The following is a 21,916-nucleotide window of genomic DNA, read 5'->3' as shown; positions in this document are numbered from 1 at the left end:
GCACGCACGCGAGCGCTCGCGAGCACGATGAGAGGACGGTCATGACGCACGTGGTGGCGGTGGACGTGGGCGGCACGTCGGTCAAGGCGGCCCTGGTCGGGCGCGACCTGGCCCCGGTCGAGGTCCTGCGCGAGCCCTCCCGGCGCGTCGACGGGTCGGTGGACCTCACCCACATCGCCGACCTCATCCGCCGCCTGGCCGCGGACACGCCCGTGGTCGGCGTCGGGGTGGCGGTGCCGGGCATCGTCGACGACACAACCGGGCACGTGACGACCGCGGTCAACCTCGGCTGGCACGACCTGCCCCTGCAGGAGTCGCTGGCGGAGCTGACCGGCCTGCCCCTGCGGGTGAGCCACGACGTGCGCACCGGCGGCCTGGCGGAGTTCACCGTCGGGGCGGCCGCGGGCGTGGCCAACGCCGTGTTCCTGCCCATCGGCACCGGCATCGCCGCGGCGTTCCAGGTGGACGGGCGACCGGTCGTGGCGGGCGGCTTCGCCGGTGAGATCGGCCACCTGGTGGTCGACCCGGGCGGGGCGCTGTGCAACTGCGGGCAGCGCGGCTGCCTGGAAACCCTGGCCGCCGCCCCCTGGATCGCCCGCCGCTACACCGAGCGCTCGGGCCGCGACGCCACCGCCGCCGAGGTCGCCACCCTCCTGTCCACCGGCGACCCCGACGCCACCGCCGTCTGGGGGGACGCGGTCGCGGCCTTGGGCACGGCCCTGCTCGCCGCGTCGACCCTGTTCGGCCCGGAGATCATCGTCCTCGGCGGCGGCCTGGCCGAAGCAGGCAACGCCCTGGTCGACCCGGTGCGCGAGGACCTGCACCGCAGGCTGGTCGGGTTGCACCGCCGCCCACAGGTGGTGCGGGCGGCGTTGGGGCAGGACGCGGGTCGAGCGGGCGCCGCACTGCTGGGCTGGGAAGCCGCCTCCGCCTGACCGCCGGATGTGAGTGGGTGGCGTCGCCCTCGGCGGAGCGACGCCACCCCAGCCGGTAGGCGCGGCCCGGGGTCATGCCACCACCGGACGACTCCGCCCTATCGCAGCGATCAGGGCACTGCCACCGCCCGCGGAGCGACACCCCCGGCTGGCCGGGCGGGTCGGGTTGTTGTGGGTGCCGGGGGTGGGGCGGTTCCGCTCGGGTGGGCTGGGTTAGTCCGACACAAGGGGGAGGAGCCTTTGGTTCCAGACTCCGTCGTGGGCGCGGGCGGTGGAGAGGCGCTCCGGGTCGACCTGGCCGTAGGTTGTGGTGCGCTGGCGGGAGGGGCGGCCTGCGGCGGTGGCCAGGGCTTCCAGGTCGGCGATCGTCTTGTAGCTGCCGTTGTCGCTGCCCGCCATGCGGCTGATGGTTTCCTCCATCAGGGTTCCGCCCAGGTCGTTGACGCCGCCGCGCAGGACTTCCACGACGCCGTCGTCGCCGAGTTTGACCCAGCTGGTCTGGATGTTGTCGATGCGGCCGTGCAGCAGGATGCGCGCCAGGGCGTGCACCGCGCGGTTCTCGCGGCGGGTCGGGCCGGGGCGGGCGACGCCTGCGAGGTACAGCGGGGCGTTGGTGTGGACGAACGGCAGCAGGACGAACTCGGTGAAGCCGCCGGTGCGGGACTGGATGTCGGCGATCAGCTTGAGGTGGGCGACCCAGTGCGACGGGTTGTCCACGTGCCCGTACATCATCGTCGACGTCGTGGGGATGCCCAGGGAGTGCGCCGTGGTGACCACCTCGATCCACGTCGCCGCGGGGAGCTTGCCCTTGGTCAGGACCCAGCGCACGTCGTCGTCGAGGATCTCCGCGGCCGTGCCCGGCAGTGAGTCCACACCGGACTCCCGGGCCCGGACCAGCCAGTCGGCGATCGACAGGTTCGTGCGCGCGGCCCCGTTGACGACCTCCATCGGCGAGAAGGCGTGGATGTGCAGGCCGGGGGCGCGCTTGCGGACCTCGGCCGCGATGTCGAAGTACGCCGTCCCGGGCAGGTCGGGGTGGATGCCGCCCTGCATGCACACCTCGGTGGCGCCCACCGACCACGCCTGCTCGGCGCGCTGGCCCACCTGGTCCAGGGAGAGGGTGTAGGCGTCGGCGTCCGTGCGCCGCTGGGCGAAGGCGCAGAACCGGCAGCCGGTGTAGCAGACGTTGGTGAAGTTGATGTTCCGCGTGACCACGTAGGTCACCTCGTCGCCGACCGCGTCGCGGCGCAGGTCGTCGGCCAGGCCCGCCAGCGCGGCCAGCTCCGCGCCCTCGGCGGCCGACAGCAGCGTCAGGGCGTCCGAATCGGACAGCCGGGCGAGGTCGCGCTCGGCGTGGCGCAGGGCGGTCAGGAACTCCGGCCGCACCACCCCGGCCACCCCGGCGGACCCCGAGGAGGCATCCACCGCCGAACGCAGTTCGGCCCAGTCCCCGTACACCGAATCGAAGTCGTCGCGGCGGTCGGCGGTGCGGCCGACGGTGTCGATCTCGGTGTGCAGGTCGGTGCGGCCGGAGCCGTCGAGGGCGATCTCCGGCTCCTGCCACGGCCTGCCCACCGGCCGGGCGCCCTCGACCGCCAGCCCGGACGGGTCGGCCAGGGCCGCGACATGCCCGGCGATCCGCGGGTCCAGCCACGGCTCGCGGAGGTACTCCGGGTACACCGTCAGCCGCTCCGCCAGGCGGAAACCGGCCGCGGCGGTGTGCGCGGCCAGCTCATCGATCTGCGGCCAGGGCCGCTCGGGGTTCACGTGGTCGGGGGTGAGCGGGGAGACCCCGCCCCAGTCGTCGATGCCCGCGCGCAGCAGCAGCCCGTACTCCCCGCCGATGAGGTTCGGCGGGGCCTGGATGCGCGCCTTGGGCCCGAGCACGACCCGGGCGACCGCGACGGCGGCGGCCAGCTCCGCGGCCTCGGCGTCGGGCATCGCGCGCATCGCGGTGTCCGGCTTGGCGCGGAAGTTCTGGATGATCACCTCCTGCACGCCGCCGTACTTGCGGGCGACGGCCCGGATGGCGAACAGCGACTCCACCCGCTCGGCGGGCGTCTCGCCGATGCCGATGAGGATGCCGGTGGTGAACGGGACCGCGCTGCGGCCCGCGTCCTCCAGCACGCGCAGCCGCACGGCGGGCTCCTTGTCGGGCGAGCCGTAGTGCGGCCCGCCCGGGGTGGACCACAGGCGGGTGGCGGTGGTCTCCAGCATCATCCCCATCGACGGGGCGACCGGCTTGAGCCGCTGGAAGTCCGTCCAGGTCAGCACACCCGGGTTCAGGTGCGGCAGCAGGCCGGTCTCCTCCAACACGCGGATGGCCATCGCGCGCACGTAGGACAGCGTGTCCGGGTACCCGGCGGCGTCGAGCCAGTCCCGGGCCGCGCCCCAGCGGTCCTCCGGGCGGTCACCGAGGGTGAACAGGGCCTCCTTGCAGCCCAGCTCGGCGCCCTTGCGGGCGATGTCGAGCACCTCGTCGGGGCTCAGGAAGGGCGCGGGCACCCGGTGCGGGACGGTGGCGAAGGTGCAGTAGTGGCAGCGGTCGCGGCACAACCGGGTGAGCGGGATGAACACCTTGCGCGAGTAGGTGACGATCCCGGGCCGCCCCACCGCGGTCAGCCCGGCGTCGCGGATGCGGCTCGCGGTGGCGAAGAGGTCGTCGAGGTGCTCGCCGCGGGCGTGCAGCAGCACCTCGGCCTCCACCTGGTCCAGCGCGACGCCGTCCCGGGCCCGGCGCAGCGCGCGGCGGATGGCGGACTCGGACGGGATCACGGCAGCCTCCCGGGAATCGGACACGGAGCCCAACCTATAGCTTCCGCCGCCCGGGTGACCTGGACCGCAACTGTGACATCAACCGGACGCGCGCCGCGGGGCGATCCCGCGGCGCGCGTCCGGCTCCTGCGCTAGGGCATCACGTCGGCCAGCGCGCGGCGCGCCCGCCGCGGCGCGGCGGCCATCGCGCCGCCGACGTTGCTGGTCGTGTTCTGCGCCCAGGCGCCGAAGTCGTGCACCTGGCTCTGCACCGCGCGGCCTGCGCGGCGGGCCCGCCAGCCCATCGAGGGCTTGCCCTCGGTGTCGGCGACGGCCAGCAGCAGCCCGCCGAGCAGGCCCGCGTTCTTCAGGAAGTGCTGAAGGTGCATGTTCCGCTGGGCGGGGTCCTTCTCCGCCCAGAACTGGTGGGCGCCGATGGTGGTGGGCACCAGGCTGCCGGTCAGCAGGAGCGCGGCCAGCCGCGGCATCCGGTTGGTGGCCAGCATGACGCCCGCGACCACCTTGACCGCGCCATCGATCTTGACCAGGGCCACGGGGTCGGTCGGCACCTGCTCGGGCATCCGGTCGCCCGCCTTGGCCTTGGCCTGGTCCAGCAGCGGCTTGGCCGCCTCGGCGTGGGCCTCGGGGGCGCGCAGCGCCTGCACCCCGCCCCAGATGAAGATGCCTGCCAGCATGGGTCGCGCGATCCTGCGCAGGATCATGGCCTCTGTCCTTCCCTAGTCCACTCGATCCTTGGTCCGCTCGACGAGGTCCCGGACGTACTCGACGGTCCCACAGCCCGCATCGATGCGCTTGTCGCGCTCGGTGACGAACTGCTCGCCCAGCTCCGCGCGCCGCTCCTCGGCGACGGTCTCGCGGGCGTCGTTGAGGATCGTGCGCTCTTCCTCATCCACGTGGTGGTTGATGGCGGCGACGAGCTCCTCGAGCTTGCCCTCCCACTCCTCGGAGTCGGTGTCCTCGACCTCCATCAGGGCCAGCAGCGCCATGTTGCCCTCGGCGTGCTCCTCGGCGCTGTGGTCGATCTCGTCGTCGTCGACCTGCTTGTAGCGGCGCAGGGCCGGGTAGACCTTGGCCTCCTCGGCCTCGGCGTGGGCGACCAGCAGGTAGGCCAGCTCCTCCAGGGCCTTGGCCCGGTCGGCGCCGCGGTCGCGCAGGGTGCGGAACAGCTCTTCCATCCGCCGGTGGTCGGCGAGGATCAGCTCCACCACATCAGTGGTCATCGTCGGTTCTCCCAGGGGTCGCCGTGTTCGTGCGGGGCATACCCCCGGCAGGCCCCAGCCAATCCCCGGTCGCACCCAGCGTGATCGAAACCATGCCCGATCAACCCGATCGGATGCTGCCCGGAACGCCTCGATCACCGAGAATGCGCGGGCGGTTCGAGCACCCGACTTTCGAGCACCGGTGAGGGGAGCGCCCCGTGACGCGGCAGGCGACCGACTTCGACCACCTCGACCCGGCGGTCGCCGCCGACGTCCACACCGCCCTGCGCGAGCTGCGCACGCGCTGCCCAGTCGCGCGCAGCACCCGCCACGGCGGCTTCCACGTGGTCACCCGGCACGCCGACATCACCGCCGTCGGCCGCGACCACACCCGCTTCTCCGCCCGCGCGGAGTCCATCGGCGCGGCGACCCTGCTGCCGGGGGTGGAGGCGGCGGTGGCGCCGCTGTTCGAGCAGGACCCGCCCGAGCACACCGGGGTGCGGCGCAGGCTGGCCCCCTACTTCAGCCGGGCCGCGGTGGCCCGGTGGGCGCCCGCGATCCGGGCCACCGCCCGCGCCACCCTGGCCGACCTCGCCCCTCGCGGGCGCGGCGACCTGGTGGCAGAGGTGGCCCGCCGCATCCCGCCGCTGGTCGTCGCCGACGTGCTCGGCGTCGCCGCGCACCGCCGCCACCGGCTGGCCGACCTGCTGATCGGCGCGGTGACCGAGGGCCGCGCCGAGCCCTACCTCGACTTCCTCACCGAGGAGGTGCGGCTGCGCCGGGCCGACCCGGGCGACGACCCGCTCAGCGCGGTGGTCACCGACCCCGGCGTCACCGAGCCGGACGCGGTCAAGTACCTCCTGCTGATGGTCGCTGCGGGCGCGCTGACCACGATCGACGCCACCAGCAGCCTGCTGTGGCTGCTCGGCCGCGATCCCGGCCTCGCCGCCCACCCGCGCGCCGCCCTGGTCGACGAGGTGGTCCGGCTGGAGGCCCCGGTCGCCACCACCGCCCGCACCGTCCGCTGCCCCACCACGCTCAACGGCGTCGACCTCGCCGCGGGCGACCGGCTGCTGATCGCCTGGGGGTCCGGCAGCCGCGACGAGGCCGTCCACGCCGACCCCGACGCGCTGCGCCCCGACCGCGACCAGGGCGCGGGCCTGGCCTGGGGCGCGGGCGCGCACCGCTGCCTCGGCCAGCACCTCGCCCGGCTGGAGCTGGGCATCATCGTCGACGAGGTGCTGGCCGCGCTCGGCCGCTACCGCTTCCCGGACGGCTTCGCGCCGCAGTGGACCTACGGCGTGCTGCGCGGGATCACCGCGCTCCCGGCGACCTGGGCCTACTCCGACCCGGCCTCGATGTCGCCCTCCACCTCCAGGTAGAGGGTGCGCAGCGCGGCGAGGGTGGCGGCGTCCGGCTCGGCCCACAGCCCGCGGTCGGCGGCCTCCAGCAGGCGCTCGGCGATGCCGTGCAGGGCCCACGGGTTGGCCTCGGCGAAGAACTTGCGGTTCACCTCGTCCAGGGCGTAGGTCTGGGCCAGGGTGTCGTACATCCAGTCCGGGACGACGCCGGTCGTGGCGTCGTAGCCGAACAGGTAGTCGACGGTGGCCGCCAGCTCGAACGCGCCCTTGTAGCCGTGCCTGCGCATGGCCTCGATCCAGCGCGGGTTGGCCACCCGGGAGCGGAAGACGCGGTTGGTCTCCTCCACCAGCGACCGCGTGCGCACCGACTCCGGGCGGGTGCTGTCGCCGATGTAGGCCGCGGGCGCCTTGCCGGTCAGCGCCCGCACGGTGGCGATCATGCCGCCGTGGTACTGGAAGTAGTCGTCGGAGTCGATGATGTCGTGCTCGCGGGTGTCGACGTTCTTGGCGGCGACGGCGATGCGCCGGTAGGCCGACTCCATGTCCTCGCGCGCCGGGCAGCCGTCGAGGCCGCGGCCGTAGGCGAAGCCGCCCCACACGGCGTAGACCTCGGCGAGGTCGCGGTCGTCGCGCCAGTTGTGGCTGTCGATCAGCGGCAGCAGCCCGGCTCCGTACGCGCCGGGCTTGGAGCCGAAGATCCGCGTGGTGGCCCGCCGCTCGTCCACCCCGTCGGCGCGGACGTGGGCCCGGACGAAGTTGTCCTCATCGGACTCCTCCAGCGCGGCGACCATGCGCACCGCGTCGTCGAGGAGGTAGACCACGTGCGGGAAGGCGTCGCGGAAGAACCCGGAGATGCGGATGGTCACGTCGATGCGCGGGCGGCCCAGCTCGGCCAGCGGGACCACTTCGAGGCCGCTGACCCGCCGCGAGGCCGCGTCCCACACCGGCCGCACGCCCAGCAGCGCCAGCACCTCGGCGATGTCGTCGCCCGCGGTGCGCATGGCCGAGGTCCCCCACACCGACAGCCCGACCGAGCGCGGCCACTGGCCGGTGTCGGCGCGGTAGCGCTCCAGCAGCGAATCGGCCATCGCCGAGCCGGTCTCCCAGGCCAGCCTGCTGGGCACGGCCTTGGGGTCGACGGAGTAGAAGTTGCGGCCGGTCGGCAGCACGTTGATCAGCCCGCGCAGCGGCGACCCGCTCGGCCCGGCGGGGACGTAGCCGCCTGCGAGGGCGTGCAGGACGTTGCCGATCTCGTCGGTCGTGCGGTCCAGGCGCGGGACGACCTCGGTGGCGCCGAAGGCCAGCACGCGCGCCACCTCCGGGTTGGGGGCGACCTCGGCGGCGGCCTCGGGCGCCCAGCCGCGGGCGTCCATCGCCCGCACCAGCGACCGCGCCTGCTCGTCGATCGCGTCGGTCGTCGTCCGGTCCGCGCCGTCGACCAGGCCCAGCGCCTCGCGCAGGCCGGGCAGGGCGGCGACCTGGCCTGCCCACATCTGCCGGGCCGAGAGCATGGCGGTGACCAGGTTGACCCGCCCCTCCCCCGTCGGCGGCTCGCCCAGCACGTGCAGCCCGTCGCGGATCTGCACGTCCTTGATCTCGCACAACCAGCCGTCGACGTGCAGCAGGAAGTCGTCGAACTCCGCGTCGTGCGGGCGGTCGGCCAGGCCGAGGTCGTGGTCGAGCTTGGCGGCCTGGACGAGGGTCCAGATCTGGGCGCGGATGGCGGGCAGCTTGGCCGGGTCCATCGCCGAGATCGAGGAGTACTCGTCGAGCAGCTGCTCCAGGCGCGCGATGTCGCCGTAGGTCTCGGCGCGGGCCATCGGCGGCACCAGGTGGTCCACCAGGGTGGCGTGGGCGCGGCGCTTGGCCTGGGTGCCCTCGCCGGGGTCGTTGACCAGGAACGGGTAGATCAGCGGCAGGTCGCCGATGGCGGCGTCCGGGCCGCACGCCGCCGAGAGGCCGAGGTTCTTGCCGGGCAGCCACTCCAGGTTGCCGTGCTTGCCCAGGTGGATGACCGCGTGCGCGCCGAAGTCGGCGGCGATCCAGCGGTAGGCGGCCAGGTAGTGGTGGCTCGGCGGCAGGTCGGGGTCGTGGTAGATGGCCACCGGGTTCTCGCCGAAGCCGCGCGGGGGCTGCACGATCACCACGACGTTGCCCGCCCGCAGCGCGGCCAGCACGATGTCGTCGCCGTCGACGAACAGCTCCCCCGGGGCCTGGCCCCAGTGCTCGACCATGCTCTCGCGCAGCTCGTCGGGCAGGGTGTCGAAGTAGGCGCGGTAGCTCGACGCCGGGATGCGGACCGGGTTGCCCGCCAACTGCTCGGCGCTGAGCCAGTCCGGGTCCAGGCCGCCCGCGGCGATCAGCGCGTGGATGAGCGCGTCGCCGTCCTGCTCGGCGACCCCGGGCAGCTCGCCGATGTCGTAGCCCGCCTCGCCCAGCGCCTTGAGCAGGCGCACGGCGCTGGCGGGGGAATCCAGGCCCACGGCGTTGCCGAGCCGGGAGTGCTTGGTCGGGTAGGCCGAGAGCACGATCGCGATCTTCTTCTCGGCGGCGGGCACGTGCTTGAGCCGGGCGTGCGCGACCGCGATCCCGGCGACCCGGCCCGCCCGCTCGGGGTCGGCGACGTACACCGAGAGCCCGTCGGCGTCCTGCTCCTTGAACGAGAACGGCACGGTGATGATCCGGCCGTCGAACTCGGGCACGGCGACCTGGGTGGCGGTGTCCAGCGGGGACAGCCCGTCGTCGCTGGCCGCCCAGGTGGCGCGGTCGCTGGTCAGGCACAGCGCCTGCAGGATCGGGATGTCGAGGGCGGCCAGGGCGCCGACGTCCCAGGCGTCGTCATCGCCGCCCGCGCCCGCGTCCGCAGGCCGGGTGCCGCCCGCGGCCAGGACGGTGACCACCAGGGCGTCGACCGTGCCGAGGAGGTCGAGCAGGTCGGCGGGCGCGGTGCGCAGGGAGGCGCAGAAGAGCGGGACGGGCTGGCCGCCGCGCTCCTCGACGGCCGCGCACAGGGCCTCGACGAACGCGGTGTTCCCGGCGATGTGGTGGGCGCGGTAGTACAGGACGCCGACGCGCGGCCCCTCGGCCGACGCCGGGCGCTCCAGCCGCCCCCACACCGGCAGCTCGACCGGCGGGCTGAAGCCGGTCCCGGTGAGCAGCAGCGTGTCGGAGAGGAAGTGGTGCAGCTCACGCAGGTTGTCCTTGCCGCCGTGGGCGAGGTACTTGTGCGCCTCGGCGACGACGCCGCCCGGCACGGTGGAGCACTGCATCAGCTCGGCGTCGGGGGCCTGCTCCCCGCCGAGCACGACGACCGGCCGCGGCCCGGCCAGCAGCGCGTCGAGCCCCTCCTCCCAGGCGCGGCGGCCGCCGAGCAGCCGCACCACGACCACGGCCACGCCGTCGAGCAGGGCGGGCAGGTCGGCGGCGGCGAGCCGGGCGGGGTTGCCCAGCCGGTAGTCCGCGCCCGAGGCGCGGGCGGAGAGCAGATCGGTGTCCGAGGTGGACAGCAGCAGGATCATGGCGCCCTTCCTGGGGTCCTCGCCCCGGGTAGTGAGGGACGCGACGGCGGAGTGTCCTGGCTCCCGGATCGTCGTTCCCCCCGGCCTTCCCTCGCGGTGGCCATGGTGGGGGTCGCTCCCCGGTGACAGTGGCGGGACCGCGCCGGATTCCCACCGGCTTCCTCCGTTGCCGTCGCCTCGTCGGGCTCACCCTATATTCGGGGCGTGTCCCTCAAGAACCGCCGCTCGGGCGTCGACGCCTGCCCGGGCGCGCTCGACGTGCACCAGGCCGCGGACGGGGGCCTGGCCCGGGTCAGGCTGCCCGGCGGCCGGGTGACGTCCGCGCAGCTCAGGGTGCTCGCGGCGGCCTCGGCCGAGCTGGGCTGCGGGGGGCTGGAGCTGACCTCGCGGGCCAACGTCCAGATCCGCGGGCTGGGGCCGGACGGGCCGGTGGAGCTGGGGGCGCGGCTGGCGGCCGCGGGGCTGCTGCCGTCGCTCTCCCACGAAAAAGTGCGCAACATCATGTCCTCGCCGCTGCCCCGGCGCGGCGCGGCAGCGGTGGACGCAGCAGGGGTCGACGCGGCCGAGGTGGGTCCGGCAGGGCTGGGCGCGGCCGAGGTGGGCCCGGCAGGGCTCGGCGCGGCAGGGGTCGGCACGGCAGGGCTCGGCGCGGCAGGGGTCGGCACGGCAGGGCTCGGCGCGGCAGGGGTCGGCACGGCAGGGTTCGGCGCGGCAGGGGTGGATGCGGCAGTGCTGGATGCGGCGCTGTGCGCGGATCCGGTGCTGGCTGCGCTCCCGGGGCGGTTCCTGTTCGCGCTCGACTCCGGGGTGGGGGACGTGGCGTGGCTGGGCGCGGACGTGGCCGCGCTGCCGGTCGGGGGCCGGTGGGCGATCCTGCTCGGCGGGCAGGACCACGGGGTCCGGGTGGCCGAGCCCGTCGCGGCGATGCTGGCGGCGGCCCGGGCGTTCCTGGAGATCCGCGACGGGCAGTGGCGGATCGCCGAGCTGGGTGATCAGGTGGCCGAGATCGTCGAGCGGCTGGGCGCCTCGCCCGCGCGGATCGCGCCCGGCCGCCCGCCGACGGCGGGCCCGCTGGGCGACCTCGGCGGCGCCGCGGGGGCGGCGGTGCCGCTCGGGCGGCTGGACGACCGGCAGCTCGCCGTGCTGGCCGCCGCGCCGCACGTGGTGATCACACCGTGGCGCGGGGTGGTCGTCCCGGGCGCGACGGCGGCCGAGCTGGCCGCGGTCGGCCTGGTGGTCGACCCCGCCGACCCGGCGATCGGGGTGACGGCGTGCACCGGCAGGCCGGGCTGCGCCAAGGCGCTGGCCGACGTGCGGGCCGACGCGCTGCGGGTCGCCCGCCCGGGGCGGCCGGTGCACTTCGCGGGCTGCGCGCGCCGGTGCGGGCGGCCTGCGGGAGACGTGGTCGACGTGGTGGCCGTGGACGGCGGCTACGAGGTCGACGGCAGGCCGGTGTCCGGCGACGTGGTGGCTGAGGTCAGGCAGGAGCAGAGGTGACCGACTACATCAGGGACGGCGCGGAGATCTACCGCCGCTCGTTCGCGACGATCCGCGCCGAGGCGGACCTGGCCGGGCTGCCGGAGGACGTGGCGCGCGTGGTGGTCCGCATGATCCACGCCTGCGGCATGGTCGACCTGGTGCGCGACGTGGCGTACTCCCCCGGCGTGGTGGCCGCGGCCAGGGCGGCCCTCGACGCGGGCGCGCCGATCCTGTGCGACGCGCAGATGGTCGCCTCCGGAGTGACCAGGGCGCGGTTGCAGGCCGACAACGAGGTGGTGTGCACGCTGTCGGACCCGGCCGTCCCGGGCCTGGCCGCCGAGCTGCGCACCACCCGGAGCGCGGCGGCGATGGAGCTGTGGCGGCCCCGGCTCGCGGGCTCGGTCGTGGCCGTCGGCAACGCGCCGACGGCGCTGTTCCGGTTGCTGGAGATGGTCGCGGCAGGCGCGGGCACGCCCGCCGCCGTGCTGGGGATCCCCGTCGGCTTCATCGGGGCCGCGGAGTCGAAGGAGGCGCTGATGGAGTCCGGCCTGCCCTACCTGGTGGTCCGCGGCAGGCGCGGCGGCAGCGCCATGACCGCGGCCGCCATCAACGCGATCGCGAGCGACGCCGAATGACCGGCACCCTCTACGGCGTCGGCCTGGGCCCCGGCGACCCGGAGCTGGTCACCGTCAAGGCCGCCCGGCTGATCTCCGCCGCCCAGGTGATCGCCTACCACAGCGCGCGCCACGGCCGCTCGATCGCCCGCGGCGTCGCCGAGCCGTACCTGCGGGAGGGGCAGATCGAGGAGCAGCTCGTCTACCCGCTGACCGTGGAGACCACCGACCACCCCGGCGGCTACGCGGGCGCGATGGCCGACTTCTACGCCGAGAGCGCCGCCCGCCTGGCGTCGCATTTGGACGCCGGCCGGGACGTGGTCGTCCTCGCCGAGGGCGATCCGATGTTCTACGGCTCGTACATGCACATGCACAAGCGCCTGTGCGACCGCTACCCCACGGTCGTGGTCCCCGGGGTCACCTCCGTCAGCGCGGCGTCGGCGGTGCTCCAGCGCCCGCTGGTCGAGGGCGAGGAGGTCCTCACCGTGCTGCCGGGCACGCTGCCCGCCGACGCCCTGACCGCCCATCTGTCCACAACGGACTCCGCGGCGGTGCTCAAGCTCGGCCGGACCTTCCCGAAGGTCCGCGCGGCGTTCGAGGAGGCGGGCAAGCTCGACCAGGCGCTGTACGTCGAGCGCGCCACCTGGCCGACCGGGCGGGTCCTCCCGCTGTCCGAAGTAGACCCCGAGACGGTCCCGTACTTCTCCACCGCCATCCTCCCCAGCCCCCTCAACAACCTGCCCACCGCGACCCCGGCCGCCCCCGCGCGCGAGGCGGGCGGCGTGGGCGAGGTGGTCGTGGTCGGGCTCGGACCGGCCGGGCGGCCGTGGCTGACGCCGGAGGCGCAAGACGCGCTGGCCACCGCCGACGACCTGGTCGGCTACACCACCTACCTCAACCGCGTCCCGCACAACCCCCGCCAGCGCCGCCACCTCTCCGACAACCAGGTCGAGGCCGAGCGGGCCGCGTTCGCGCTCGACCTGGCCAAGCGCGGGCGGCGCGTGGCCGTGGTCTCCTCCGGCGACCCGGGCGTCTTCGCGATGGCGACCGCCGTGCTGGAGGTCGCCGACGACCCGCTGTGGCGGGAGGTCCCCGTGCGCGTCCTGCCCGGGGTGACCGCGGCCCACGCCGTCGCCGCCAGGGCGGGCGCGCCGCTCGGGCACGACTACTGCACCATCTCGCTGTCCGACCGCCTCAAGCCGTGGGAGGTCATCACCAAGCGGCTGGCCGCGGCGGCGGAGGCGGATTTCGCCATCGCCATCTACAACCCGGCCTCGCGCAGCCGGACCTGGCAGCTCGGCCAGGCCCGGGATCTGCTGCTGGAGCACCGCTCCCCGGACACCCCGGTGGTGATCGGCCGCGACGTCGGCGGGCCGGAGGAGGCGCTGCGGATCACCCGGTTGGCGGACCTGGACCCGGCCACGGTCGACATGCGGTGCCTGCTGCTCGTCGGCAGCTCGCACACCCGCACGACCCGGCGGCCCGACGGGACGCTGGCCGTGTTCACCCCGCGCACCTACGGCGGAAAGCAAACGTGACGGTTGTCCTGCATCACCGCGAGCGAAGATCCTACTAATCCGTTCGCCAGCGGAAACCGCCCACCCTGCCGACGGCGCGGGAGATCAAGACCGGGTAGGTTAACCGGGCATGGGCGGTATTGAGGAGTCCAAGGCGGGCGTCGCCGCGGCCACCGAGAAGGTGCAGGCGGGTATCCAGGCGCTCACCCAGGCGGCCATGCAGTGGGACGAGGCGCGCACGCTGCTGGCCAACGCCTCGCAAGGCACGTCGCGCCCGGAGGCCCCCCAGGCGCTCGGCATGCTCGCCCAGGCCCTGCAGGGGCTGACCGACATCCAGGGCAGCGCCCAGGCCTCGATCACCGCGATGGAGACCTGGAACGCCCAGATCTGACCACAGTAGACCGCCGTCGTCCACTGTGGCGGCCGTTCGCCCTGATGGAGCAGCGCCCTCGCCGCGGGCCAACCCCGGCGCTATGTTGCGGTGGTGAGCATCAGGGAGTACGCGGCCGCGCTGGGCCAGGTCCTGGCCACGCTGGCCGCCGCCGCGGCCAGCACCGACACGGCCCTGCGCGAGCTCACCGCCGCGCGGGCCATCCTGACCAGGCTCTCCCCCGACGGCACCGGCTGGTCCCCGGCCGAGCTCGACCTGGCGATCGCCGAGCTGACCAGGGTGGCCGGGCTGGCCGCCGCGGCCAGGGAGACCATCGCCGACTACCTGACGAGGCTGTAGATGGGCAAGGCCGAACGCAAGCGGCGCGCGAACGCCGCGCTGGCCACCCTGCGCGGCGTGCTCGGCCGGGCGCTGGGCGCGGCCGCCGCCGCCCGCATCGCCGCCGAGGCCGAGCGGGCGCGCGCGGAGTTCGAGCACTCGGTGCACAGCATGGGGTTCGGCACGGCGGCCCGCTCCGCCGAGCTGATGGCCAGGGTCGACGGCGACCCCGCGCTGACCGGGGTGTGGCGCAGGCTGGAGGCCGAGCGCGACGCCAGCTACACCACCTGGCAGACCGAGGCGCTGCCCGCGGTGCGCGCGCTGGTCGAGCGCGCCGCCCCCGGCGCCGCGGGCGCGGAGGGGCACGACTGGCTGCGCACCCCCGGCGCGGGCGGCCCGGTGCCGCGGCTGTGGCGGGTGGGCCGCGCCGCCGTCGAGCACTCCGCCGAGGAGTTCCCGCTGGCCGTGCCGCTGCTGGGCCGCGGCCACCTGCGGATCAACTCCGCCCCCGGCGGGCGCGCCGCGGTGGACGGCATCGTCGAGACCCTGCTGGCCCGGATGCTGGCCACGCTGGCCCCCGGCCTGCTGCGCGTGCACATCTGGGACATCGGCCACCTCACCGGCCCGCTGCCCAACCTGCACCCGCTCAGCGCGGAGCGGCTGCTCACCGTGCACGACCCCACCCTGCTCGGCGACCTGCTGGCGACGCTGGCCGGGCACATCCGCCGCGCGCACGACAGCGCCCTGCGCGACGGCCGCCGCAGCGCGCACGGGCCGGGCGACCCGTGGCGGGTCGCGGTGCTCTTCGGCAACGGCGAGCGGCTGCCCGACGAGCTGACCCACGAGCTGAGCCGGGTCGCCCGCACCGGCCCGGACGCGGGCGTGCACCTGATCCTCGTGGACGTGCCGGTGTCGGTGAACAGTCCACTGGAGACCATCACGTTCACCGAGCCGGACCTGGCCACCTCCAGCATGACCGGGCGCGGCGTGGTGGTGCGGCCGGACCCGCCGCTGCCCGCGGCCGAGGTCGCCGCGCTGGCCGCGGCGGTGCACGAGCGGGTGCGCGAGTTCCGCGGCGGCCCGCGCTCCTTCGCCGACCTGCTGGCCCCCGCGCCGGTCCGCTCCGCGCGCGACGAGCTGCGCACGCCGATCGGCTTCGCCGAGGGCGAGCCGGTCGACGTCGTGCTCGGCGACGCGACCCCGCACGCGCTGATCGCCGGGCCGAGCGGGTCGGGCAAGACGAACTTCCTCTACGCGCTCATCGGCGGCCTGGCGTCGCGGTACTCGCCGATGGAGCTGGAGCTGTACCTGCTGGACTTCAAGGAGGGGGTGTCCTTCGCCGGGCTGACCCCGGGCAGCAAGGACCCCAGCTTCCTGCCGCAGGCGCGCCTGGTCGGCGTGAACGTCAACACCGACCGGGAGTTCGGCCTGGCGCTGCTGCGGTTCCTGACCGCCGAGCTGGCCCGCCGGGCCGAGGCGGCCAAGCGGCACGAGGTGACCAAGCTGGCCGAGCTGCGCGACGCCGACCCCGACGGGCACTGGCCGCGGATCGTGGCGGTGATCGACGAGTTCCAGGCGCTGTTCGCAGGCCGCGACCGGATCACCCAGCAGGCCGCGGCGCTGCTGGAGGACGTGGCCCGGCGCGGCCGTTCGCAGGGCATCCACCTGGTGCTGGCCAGCCAGGACATCGCGGGCATCGAGGCGTTCTGGGGCAAGCCCGCGGTGTTCGAGCAGTGCACGCTGCGCATCGCCATGCCCAAGGCCAAGCGGGTGCTCGCCGAGCAGAACCTGGCCGCGATGTCGCTGCCGCGCTGGCACGTGGTGGTCAACCACGACTCCGGCGTCGGGCACGGCAACGAGGTCGCCCACGTGCCGGATGCGTCGAGCCGGGGCACCTTCGACGCCCTGCAGCGCGAGCTGCACGCGACCATGCCGACCGCGCCGCCGCGGCTGTTCGACGGCGCCCACCAGCCGGACCTGGTGCACGCGGCCGACTTCGCCACGCCGTCGGGACCGCTGCTCGGGCAGATCATCGACGTCAACGACCGGGCGGCCGTGCTGCGGCTGGAGGCCGCGCCGGGGCGCAACCTCGCGGTGCTGGGCACCGCGGTCGCCGATGCGTTCGCCGTGCTGGAGAGCGCGGCGCTGTCGCTGGCCAGGAAGCACAACCCCGGCGAGTGCGACTTCAGCGTGTGGTGCCCGGTGCCCGCGCTCGGCCAGCGCGCCGACGCCCTCGCCGAGCGGCTGCGGGCGATGGGCCACGCGGTGGAGCTGCGGCTGGACAAGTCGATCGCCGAGCTGACCCCGAGCACCGCCGAGCGCCCGCGCTACGTCGTCTTCCCGTGCGTGGACGGCGCGCACCGCTGGCTGGAGGCCAAGGAGCCGCCGAGCATGACCAGCGGCCTCGACCGGCTGCGCGCCCTGCTGCGCGACGGCCCGGCGCACGGCGTGCACGTGCTGGGCTGGTGGCGCGGCGTGGCCCGGCTGAAGGAGACGATGGGCTTCGGCGGCTTCGACGACATCGGCGCCTGGGTCGCGCTGGACGTGCAGGGCAGCGAGCTGACCACGCTGGCCGCGGGCCAGGTGGTGGACTGGTCGCCGCGCCCGCAGCGGGCGATCTTCTTCGACCGCACCACGCACACCCACCCGGACGTGCTGATCCCGTTCGACACCTCGACAGCCCTGGGCATCCCGACGGCGGTGGACACGGCATGACCGACGACGACCCCGTGGCCGAGTACAAGCGCCTGCTGGACACCGCCCACCAGGCCGCCGACCGGCACCGCAAGCACGAGCAGCGCCGGGCGCAGGAGCTGGCCGAGCACCTGCGCGAGGTGAGCAGGGCGATCACCGCGGCCGCCGCCCGGGAGGCGGACGTGACGCGGGAGATCACCGGCTGGTGGTCGAACGTCACCGGTCGGGTGACGGGCCTGGTCTGGCTGGACCTGACCCCGCCCGCGCCCGACCCGTCGACCGATCCGCGCAGGCTGAACGCCCACCTGGCCGAGATCGAGCCCGCGACCGCGGCCTTCCGCGCCGCCCTGCGCCGGGCGCTGTGGCCGCGCAAGCTCGGCTGAGCTTTGGCACCATCGGCGGTATGCAGCTGCGACAGCTGGGCGACACCCGGGTCGGCGCGATCGGCCTCGGCGGCATGCCCATGTCCATCGAGGGCAGGCCGGACCGCGCCCGCGCCATCGCCACCATCCGCGCCGCGGTCGACGCGGGCGTGACCCTCATCGACACCGCCGACGCCTACTCGCTGGACGAGACCGACTTCGGCCACAACGAGGAGCTGATCGCCGAGGCCACCCGCGGCGCGGACGTGCTGGTCGCCACCAAGGGCGGCCACACCCGCACCCCCGGCGGCGGCTGGGGCCTCGACGGCCGCCCGGAGTACCTGCGCCGCGCCTGCGACGCCTCCCTGCGCCGCCTCGGCGTGGAGCGCATCGACCTCTACCAGTTCCACCGCCCCGACCCGGCGGTCCCGGTGGCCGAGTCGGTCGGCGCGCTGGCCGAGCTGCTGGACGAGGGCAAGATCCGGATGGCGGGGGTCTCGAACTTCAACCCCGACGAGATCCGCACCGCGCACAAGGTCCTCGGCGGACGCCTGGCGGCGGTGCAGAACCAGTACTCACCGACGTTCCAGAGCAGCGCGCCGGAGCTGGCGCTGTGCGAGGAGCTGGGCGTGGCGTTCCTGCCGTGGAGCCCCCTCGGCGGCATCAGCGCCGCGGGCGCCCTGGGCGGCGCGTTCGCCGGCGTAGGCGCGGAGCTGGGCATCAGCCCCCAGCGGGTCTGCCTGGCGTGGATGCTGGCCAAGTCCCCCGCGATCATCCCGATCCCCGGCGCCTCCCGCCCGCAGAGCATCATCGACTCCGCCGCCGCCCCCACCGTCGAGCTGACCCCGGCCCACATCGCCACCCTCGACGCCGCTGTGGCATAGAACGCGCAAGCAACCTTTTGATCCCCGACGGGGTCTCGGGGGTATGGCAGCGCAGCGCGGACGACGGACCTGGGCAGACACCACCACCCGCCTCAGCGTCCGCAGACTCGGCTACGCCCTCGTCGTCACCGCAGCAGGCGAACTGACCCGAACAGACGAATCCGCCTGGGCCGACCTGGTCACCGCCGCCTGCCTCTCCCGCACCCGGGCAGGCATGATCGTCATCGACCTGACCGGCATCTCCGAGATCACCCCCCACTGCCTCCAAGTCCTCACCGAAGCCAACACCCACTGCACAACCACCCACCGAGACCTCAGAGTCCTAGTCCGCAACGCAGACGAAGAAACAATGCGAAAGGCCCACCTCCACCATTTGGTCACGGCAGCCGGAATGCTCCACCGAGCAGTTTCCGGACCCCGTAGCGGCTAACCACTCCCCTCCCCCGCACCCCCAAAGCAGGACTTGCCTGCCATCCCGTCGACCTGGCGCAGCCTTACCACAGCCAAGGCGGGGGTGCGGCCCTCAACAGAACAGGAACTTGCAGGTCAGGGTCCCCCAAGGACCCTGACCGCGAAAACGCAAGCTCCGCACCCCCGCCTTGGCTGTGGTAACCCTCCGGGAGGTCGACGGGATGGCAGGCAAGTCCGGCCACCATCCTGGAGACCTGCCCGCCCGGCGAGGGCTCTTTTAATCAAACGCAACGCCGAAGGCGAGCCGATCCGCCGCAGGCGAATAGGCCCAACCCTTGAAAGAGACCACCGTTAGCGTGGCCGAATGCGTTAGCGGGGCCGGATGCGTGAGGATCATCCGGCCCCGCCCTCCAACGGCGCGCCCGCCAGGTGCTCGCCCACCCGGCGCACGCTTGGTGACGTCCGCCCCTGCCCCCGGCCCGCCACCCGGCGGTGCCGTGACGGGAGGCGCCGGCGGCCGCGGACGGGCGCCATGCCGCGCGGCCACCGGCGGCGCACGGCGCCACCGCGACCCCGGCGACGGCCGCTCCCTGAGCCACTCCTGCTCGCAACCGCGGCACGGACCTGCGCGTCCTCCGGCATCCCGCCGCGTCGCCGATCGGGTCGGTTCGTAGATTCCCGCACCGGGGGCGCGGGGCGCTCATCCCAGTTGGCCATAGCCGGGGAGTATGGCCCCGTCCGGCGCACGAACATTGACGACCATTGGTTTAGACCAATACGCTCCTCCTCAACCCTGCAACCTTGGAGGTGCACGTGGCCAGAAAGAGCCTCCCCCTGGCATTTCTGCTCGCAGTGCTAACCGGTATCGGCGTTCTCCTGCCCGCGACGTCCCACGCGGCAGAGCACGCGGCATGCCGCCCGGACGGGCTCGCGCGCACGGGGACGCTCAACGTCCCCTACTGCCTGGCCTACGACACCGACGGCCGGGAGAAGATGGGCGCGGACCACCCGCGCCGGGTGATCGGGTACTTCACCAGCTGGCGCACCGGCAAGAACGGCCAGCCCGCGTACCTGCCCAAGGACATCCCCTGGACCAAGATCACCCACATCAACTACGCCTTCGGCCACATCGACTCCGCTGGCAAGCTCAGCGTCGGCCCCGACGGCCCGAACAACGCCGCCACCGGCATGGAGTGGCCCGGCGTGCCCGGCGCCGAGATGGACCCGACCCTGCCGTACAAGGGCCACTTCAACCAGCTGACGAAGTACAAGAAGCTGCACCCCGAGGTGAAGACGCTGATCTCCGTGGGCGGCTGGGCCGAGACCGGCGGCCACCTCGCCCCCGACGGCTCCCGCGTGGCCGACGGCGGCTTCTACACGCTCACCGACTCCACCGCCAAGATCAACGCCTTCGCCGACTCCGCCGTGGAGTTCATCCGCAAGTACGGGTTCAACGGCGTCGACATCGACTACGAGTACGCCACGTCGATGAACAACTCCGGCAACCCCGACGACTTCTCCTTCTCCAACCCGCGCCGCGCCCGCCTGATGGCCGGGTACGTCACGCTGATGAAGACGCTGCGCGAGAAGCTCGACGTCGCCAGCGTCGCCGACAACAAGTACTACATGCTGACCGTGGCCGCGCCCTCGTCCGGCTACATGCTGCGGGGCATGGAGAACTACCAGGTCACCCAGTACCTGGACTACGTCAACATCATGTCCTACGACCTGCACGGCGGCTGGAACCACTTCGTCGGCCCGAACGCGGCGCTGTACGACGACGGCCGCGACGCCGAGCTGGTGCACTGGAACTACTACTCCACCGCCCAGTACGGCGGCCTCGGCTACCTGAACACCGACTGGGCCTACCACTACTTCCGCGGCCACATGCCCGCGGGCCGCATCAACATCGGCGTCCCGTACTACACCCGCGGCTGGCAGGGCGTCACCGGCGGCACCAACGGCCTGTGGGGCCGCGCGGCGCTGCCCGACCAGACCAAGTGCCCGCCCGGCACCGGCGGCACCGTCGGCTCGACCGTGCCCTGCGGCAACGGCGCGGTCGGCATCGACAACCTCTGGCACGACCAGGACAAGGTCGGCGGCGAGGTGCCCGCGGGCAGCAACCCCATGTGGCACGCCAAGAACCTGCAGGAAGGGCGCACGCCGAGCTACCTCGACGACTACGGCCTCGACCCGGCCAAGCCGGAGAACCGCCTCACCGGCACCTACACCCGCCACTACGACTCGACCCTCGTGGCCCCGTGGCTGTGGAACAACGACAAGAAGGTGTTCCTGTCCACCGAGGACGAGACGTCGATCGCGGCCAAGGCGCGGTACGTGGCCGACAAGGGCATCGGCGGCATCATGATCTGGGAGCTGGCGGGTGACTACGACTTCGACACCACCCGCAACGAGTACTTCATGGGTGACACCCTCACCAGCCTGATGTACGACACCTTCCGGACCGCGGCGCCGTACGGCAACACCAAGGCCAAGATCACGATGCCGACCCAGGCGCTGGACGTGAAGCTGGAGCTGCACGGCTTCCCGGTCGGCGACTCGAACTACCCGATCAGCCCGAAGCTGCGCGTCACCAACAACTCCACCACGCCGCTGCCCGGCGGCACGGAGATCCAGTTCGACTACGGCACCTCGGCCCCGCCGACGATGGGCCAGCAGTCCGGCTGGAGCCTGTCGGTGGTCTCGACCGGGCACTCCGGCCCGAACATCGGCGGCATCCGGGGCGACCTGCACCGGCTGTCGCTGAAGACGCCGTCGTGGCAGACGCTGGCGCCGGGCGCGAGCGCCGAGGTGCAGCTGGTGTACTACCTGCCGATCACGCAGCTGGCCAACATCACGGTCACCTTCGGCGGCAAGTCGTACGCGGTCGTGCAGGACCACGCCCGCGGCACCACCGACACCCCGCCGACCACCACCACGACCACCGGCGGCGGCACCACCGACCCGACCACCACGACCACCACCCCGCCGACCTGCTCCGCCCCGGCGTGGGACGCCGCCGCGGTCTACCACGGCGGCGCGACGGTCTCCCACCTCGGCAAGCAGTACCGCGCGAAGTGGTGGACCCAGGGCGACCGGCCGGAGCTGTCCGGCCAATGGGGAGTCTGGCAGGACCTCGGCCCCTGCTGACCCGCTGACCGCGGTGCGGCTGGCGGACGCCCATCCCGCCCGCCGCACCGCACACCACGACCCGGCCGCCCCCTCCTCGGAAGGGGCGGCCGGCTCTTTCCAGATCAATGCGCTCCAACCCCGGTGCGGCCAATTCATGGCCGCACCGATTCTATTTCGACACGAATTCAGCCAGTCGAAGCGACGGTCGGCGCGCGACTCGATATCCGGAGACCGAGCCCAGCCATGTCCAGTTTCTGTCCAGAATTTGTCCTGTCGGCATCCCGCGCAGCGCGATCACAACCGTCAAGGACAACTCGGCGTTAACC

15 protein-coding genes and 1 riboswitch are annotated in these 21,916 nt (G+C 73.8%); of the genes, 11 read left to right on the top strand and 4 right to left on the bottom strand.

The window, feature by feature from the left end:
* Positions 1–41 precede the first annotated feature (41 nt).
* The gene (locus ACWEPX_RS24815) at positions 42–935 is read left to right on the top strand and encodes an ROK family protein (protein WP_451899629.1); all 894 of its coding nucleotides are present in this window, start codon (positions 42–44) and stop codon (positions 933–935) included.
* 213 nt (positions 936–1,148) lie between these two features.
* Here ACWEPX_RS24815 and ACWEPX_RS24810 read toward each other — a convergent pair whose 3' ends face one another.
* The 3 genes from ACWEPX_RS24810 to ACWEPX_RS24800 all read right to left on the bottom strand — a co-directional run bounded on the left by ACWEPX_RS24810 (position 1,149) and on the right by ACWEPX_RS24800 (position 4,930).
* A complete protein-coding gene (locus ACWEPX_RS24810; protein WP_451899662.1) occupies positions 1,149–3,689 on the bottom strand; it encodes a bifunctional FO biosynthesis protein CofGH in 2,541 nt (846 codons plus the stop codon).
* Between the two features lie 152 nt (positions 3,690–3,841).
* A complete protein-coding gene (locus ACWEPX_RS24805; protein WP_451899628.1) occupies positions 3,842–4,411 on the bottom strand; it encodes a DoxX family protein in 570 nt (189 codons plus the stop codon).
* A gap of 15 nt (positions 4,412–4,426) precedes the next feature.
* The gene (locus tag ACWEPX_RS24800; RefSeq protein WP_451899627.1) at positions 4,427–4,930 is read right to left on the bottom strand and encodes a hemerythrin domain-containing protein; all 504 of its coding nucleotides are present in this window, start codon (positions 4,928–4,930) and stop codon (positions 4,427–4,429) included.
* Between the two features lie 197 nt (positions 4,931–5,127).
* Here ACWEPX_RS24800 and ACWEPX_RS24795 point away from each other — a divergent pair, with 197 nt between their 5' ends.
* Positions 5,128–6,291 carry a cytochrome P450 gene (locus ACWEPX_RS24795; protein ID WP_451899626.1) on the top strand — a complete coding sequence of 388 codons (1,164 nt, stop codon included), beginning with the start codon at positions 5,128–5,130 and terminating at the stop codon, positions 6,289–6,291.
* On the opposite strand, the gene cobN is transcribed toward ACWEPX_RS24795, so the two are convergent.
* On the bottom strand, positions 6,249–9,788 hold the full coding sequence (gene cobN, locus ACWEPX_RS24790; protein ID WP_451899625.1) for a cobaltochelatase subunit CobN: 3,540 nt from the start codon (positions 9,786–9,788) through the stop codon (positions 6,249–6,251). The two genes, ACWEPX_RS24795 and cobN, sit on opposite strands and share 43 nt — an antisense overlap.
* A gap of 28 nt (positions 9,789–9,816) precedes the next feature.
* Positions 9,817–9,977, bottom strand: a riboswitch (cobalamin riboswitch).
* Positions 9,978–9,992: 15 nt separating this feature from the next.
* Here cobN and ACWEPX_RS24785 point away from each other — a divergent pair.
* The 9 genes from ACWEPX_RS24785 to ACWEPX_RS24745 all read left to right on the top strand — a co-directional run bounded on the left by ACWEPX_RS24785 (position 9,993) and on the right by ACWEPX_RS24745 (position 21,608).
* Positions 9,993–11,285 (top strand): precorrin-3B synthase, encoded by a 1,293-nt coding sequence (locus tag ACWEPX_RS24785; RefSeq protein ID WP_451899624.1) that lies wholly within the window; start codon positions 9,993–9,995, stop codon positions 11,283–11,285.
* On the top strand, positions 11,282–11,902 hold the full coding sequence (locus ACWEPX_RS24780; protein WP_451899623.1) for a precorrin-8X methylmutase: 621 nt from the start codon (positions 11,282–11,284) through the stop codon (positions 11,900–11,902). Before ACWEPX_RS24785 ends, ACWEPX_RS24780 begins: the two co-directional genes overlap by 4 nt.
* Positions 11,899–13,419 carry a precorrin-2 C(20)-methyltransferase gene (locus ACWEPX_RS24775; protein WP_451899622.1) on the top strand — a complete coding sequence of 507 codons (1,521 nt, stop codon included), beginning with the start codon at positions 11,899–11,901 and terminating at the stop codon, positions 13,417–13,419. The genes ACWEPX_RS24780 and ACWEPX_RS24775 overlap by 4 nt, the downstream gene beginning before the upstream one ends.
* Positions 13,420–13,528: 109 nt before the next feature.
* Complete coding sequence (locus ACWEPX_RS24770) at positions 13,529–13,789, top strand: hypothetical protein (protein WP_451899621.1); 261 nt, start codon at positions 13,529–13,531, stop codon at positions 13,787–13,789.
* A gap of 93 nt (positions 13,790–13,882) precedes the next feature.
* Positions 13,883–14,128 carry a hypothetical protein gene (locus ACWEPX_RS24765; RefSeq protein ID WP_451899620.1) on the top strand — a complete coding sequence of 82 codons (246 nt, stop codon included), beginning with the start codon at positions 13,883–13,885 and terminating at the stop codon, positions 14,126–14,128.
* Positions 14,129–16,822: an FtsK/SpoIIIE domain-containing protein gene (locus ACWEPX_RS24760; RefSeq protein WP_451899619.1), complete on the top strand. Its 2,694-nt coding sequence runs from the start codon at positions 14,129–14,131 to the stop codon at positions 16,820–16,822.
* Positions 16,819–17,184 carry a hypothetical protein gene (locus tag ACWEPX_RS24755; RefSeq protein ID WP_451899618.1) on the top strand — a complete coding sequence of 122 codons (366 nt, stop codon included), beginning with the start codon at positions 16,819–16,821 and terminating at the stop codon, positions 17,182–17,184. Before ACWEPX_RS24760 ends, ACWEPX_RS24755 begins: the two co-directional genes overlap by 4 nt.
* Before the next feature lie 20 nt (positions 17,185–17,204).
* Positions 17,205–18,047, top strand: coding sequence for an aldo/keto reductase (locus ACWEPX_RS24750; protein ID WP_451899617.1), 843 nt, complete (start codon positions 17,205–17,207; stop codon positions 18,045–18,047).
* A gap of 1,263 nt (positions 18,048–19,310) precedes the next feature.
* The gene (locus ACWEPX_RS24745; RefSeq protein ID WP_451899616.1) at positions 19,311–21,608 is read left to right on the top strand and encodes a chitinase C-terminal domain-containing protein; all 2,298 of its coding nucleotides are present in this window, start codon (positions 19,311–19,313) and stop codon (positions 21,606–21,608) included.
* The last annotated feature ends 308 nt before the right edge of the window (positions 21,609–21,916 follow it).

The organism is Actinokineospora sp. NPDC004072 (genome assembly GCF_053604195.1).
Note: the sequence above shows the minus strand (reverse complement) of the source record. Positions and strands in the feature narration are given on the sequence as shown.

What these genes read in the sequence shown, in the direction of transcription:
- ACWEPX_RS24815 (WP_451899629.1), top strand. Translation starts at nt 42, where the DNA reads ATGACGCACGTGGTGGCGGTGGACGTGGGCGGCACGTCGGTCAAGGCG.
- ACWEPX_RS24805 (WP_451899628.1), bottom strand. Translation starts at nt 4,411, where the DNA reads ATGATCCTGCGCAGGATCGCGCGACCCATGCTGGCAGGCATCTTCATC.
- ACWEPX_RS24800 (WP_451899627.1), bottom strand. Translation starts at nt 4,930, where the DNA reads ATGACCACTGATGTGGTGGAGCTGATCCTCGCCGACCACCGGCGGATG.
- cobN (WP_451899625.1), bottom strand. Translation starts at nt 9,788, where the DNA reads ATGATCCTGCTGCTGTCCACCTCGGACACCGATCTGCTCTCCGCCCGC.
- ACWEPX_RS24775 (WP_451899622.1), top strand. Translation starts at nt 11,899, where the DNA reads ATGACCGGCACCCTCTACGGCGTCGGCCTGGGCCCCGGCGACCCGGAG.
- ACWEPX_RS24770 (WP_451899621.1), top strand. Translation starts at nt 13,529, where the DNA reads ATGGGCGGTATTGAGGAGTCCAAGGCGGGCGTCGCCGCGGCCACCGAG.
- ACWEPX_RS24760 (WP_451899619.1), top strand. Translation starts at nt 14,129, where the DNA reads ATGGGCAAGGCCGAACGCAAGCGGCGCGCGAACGCCGCGCTGGCCACC.
- ACWEPX_RS24755 (WP_451899618.1), top strand. Translation starts at nt 16,819, where the DNA reads ATGACCGACGACGACCCCGTGGCCGAGTACAAGCGCCTGCTGGACACC.
- ACWEPX_RS24750 (WP_451899617.1), top strand. Translation starts at nt 17,205, where the DNA reads ATGCAGCTGCGACAGCTGGGCGACACCCGGGTCGGCGCGATCGGCCTC.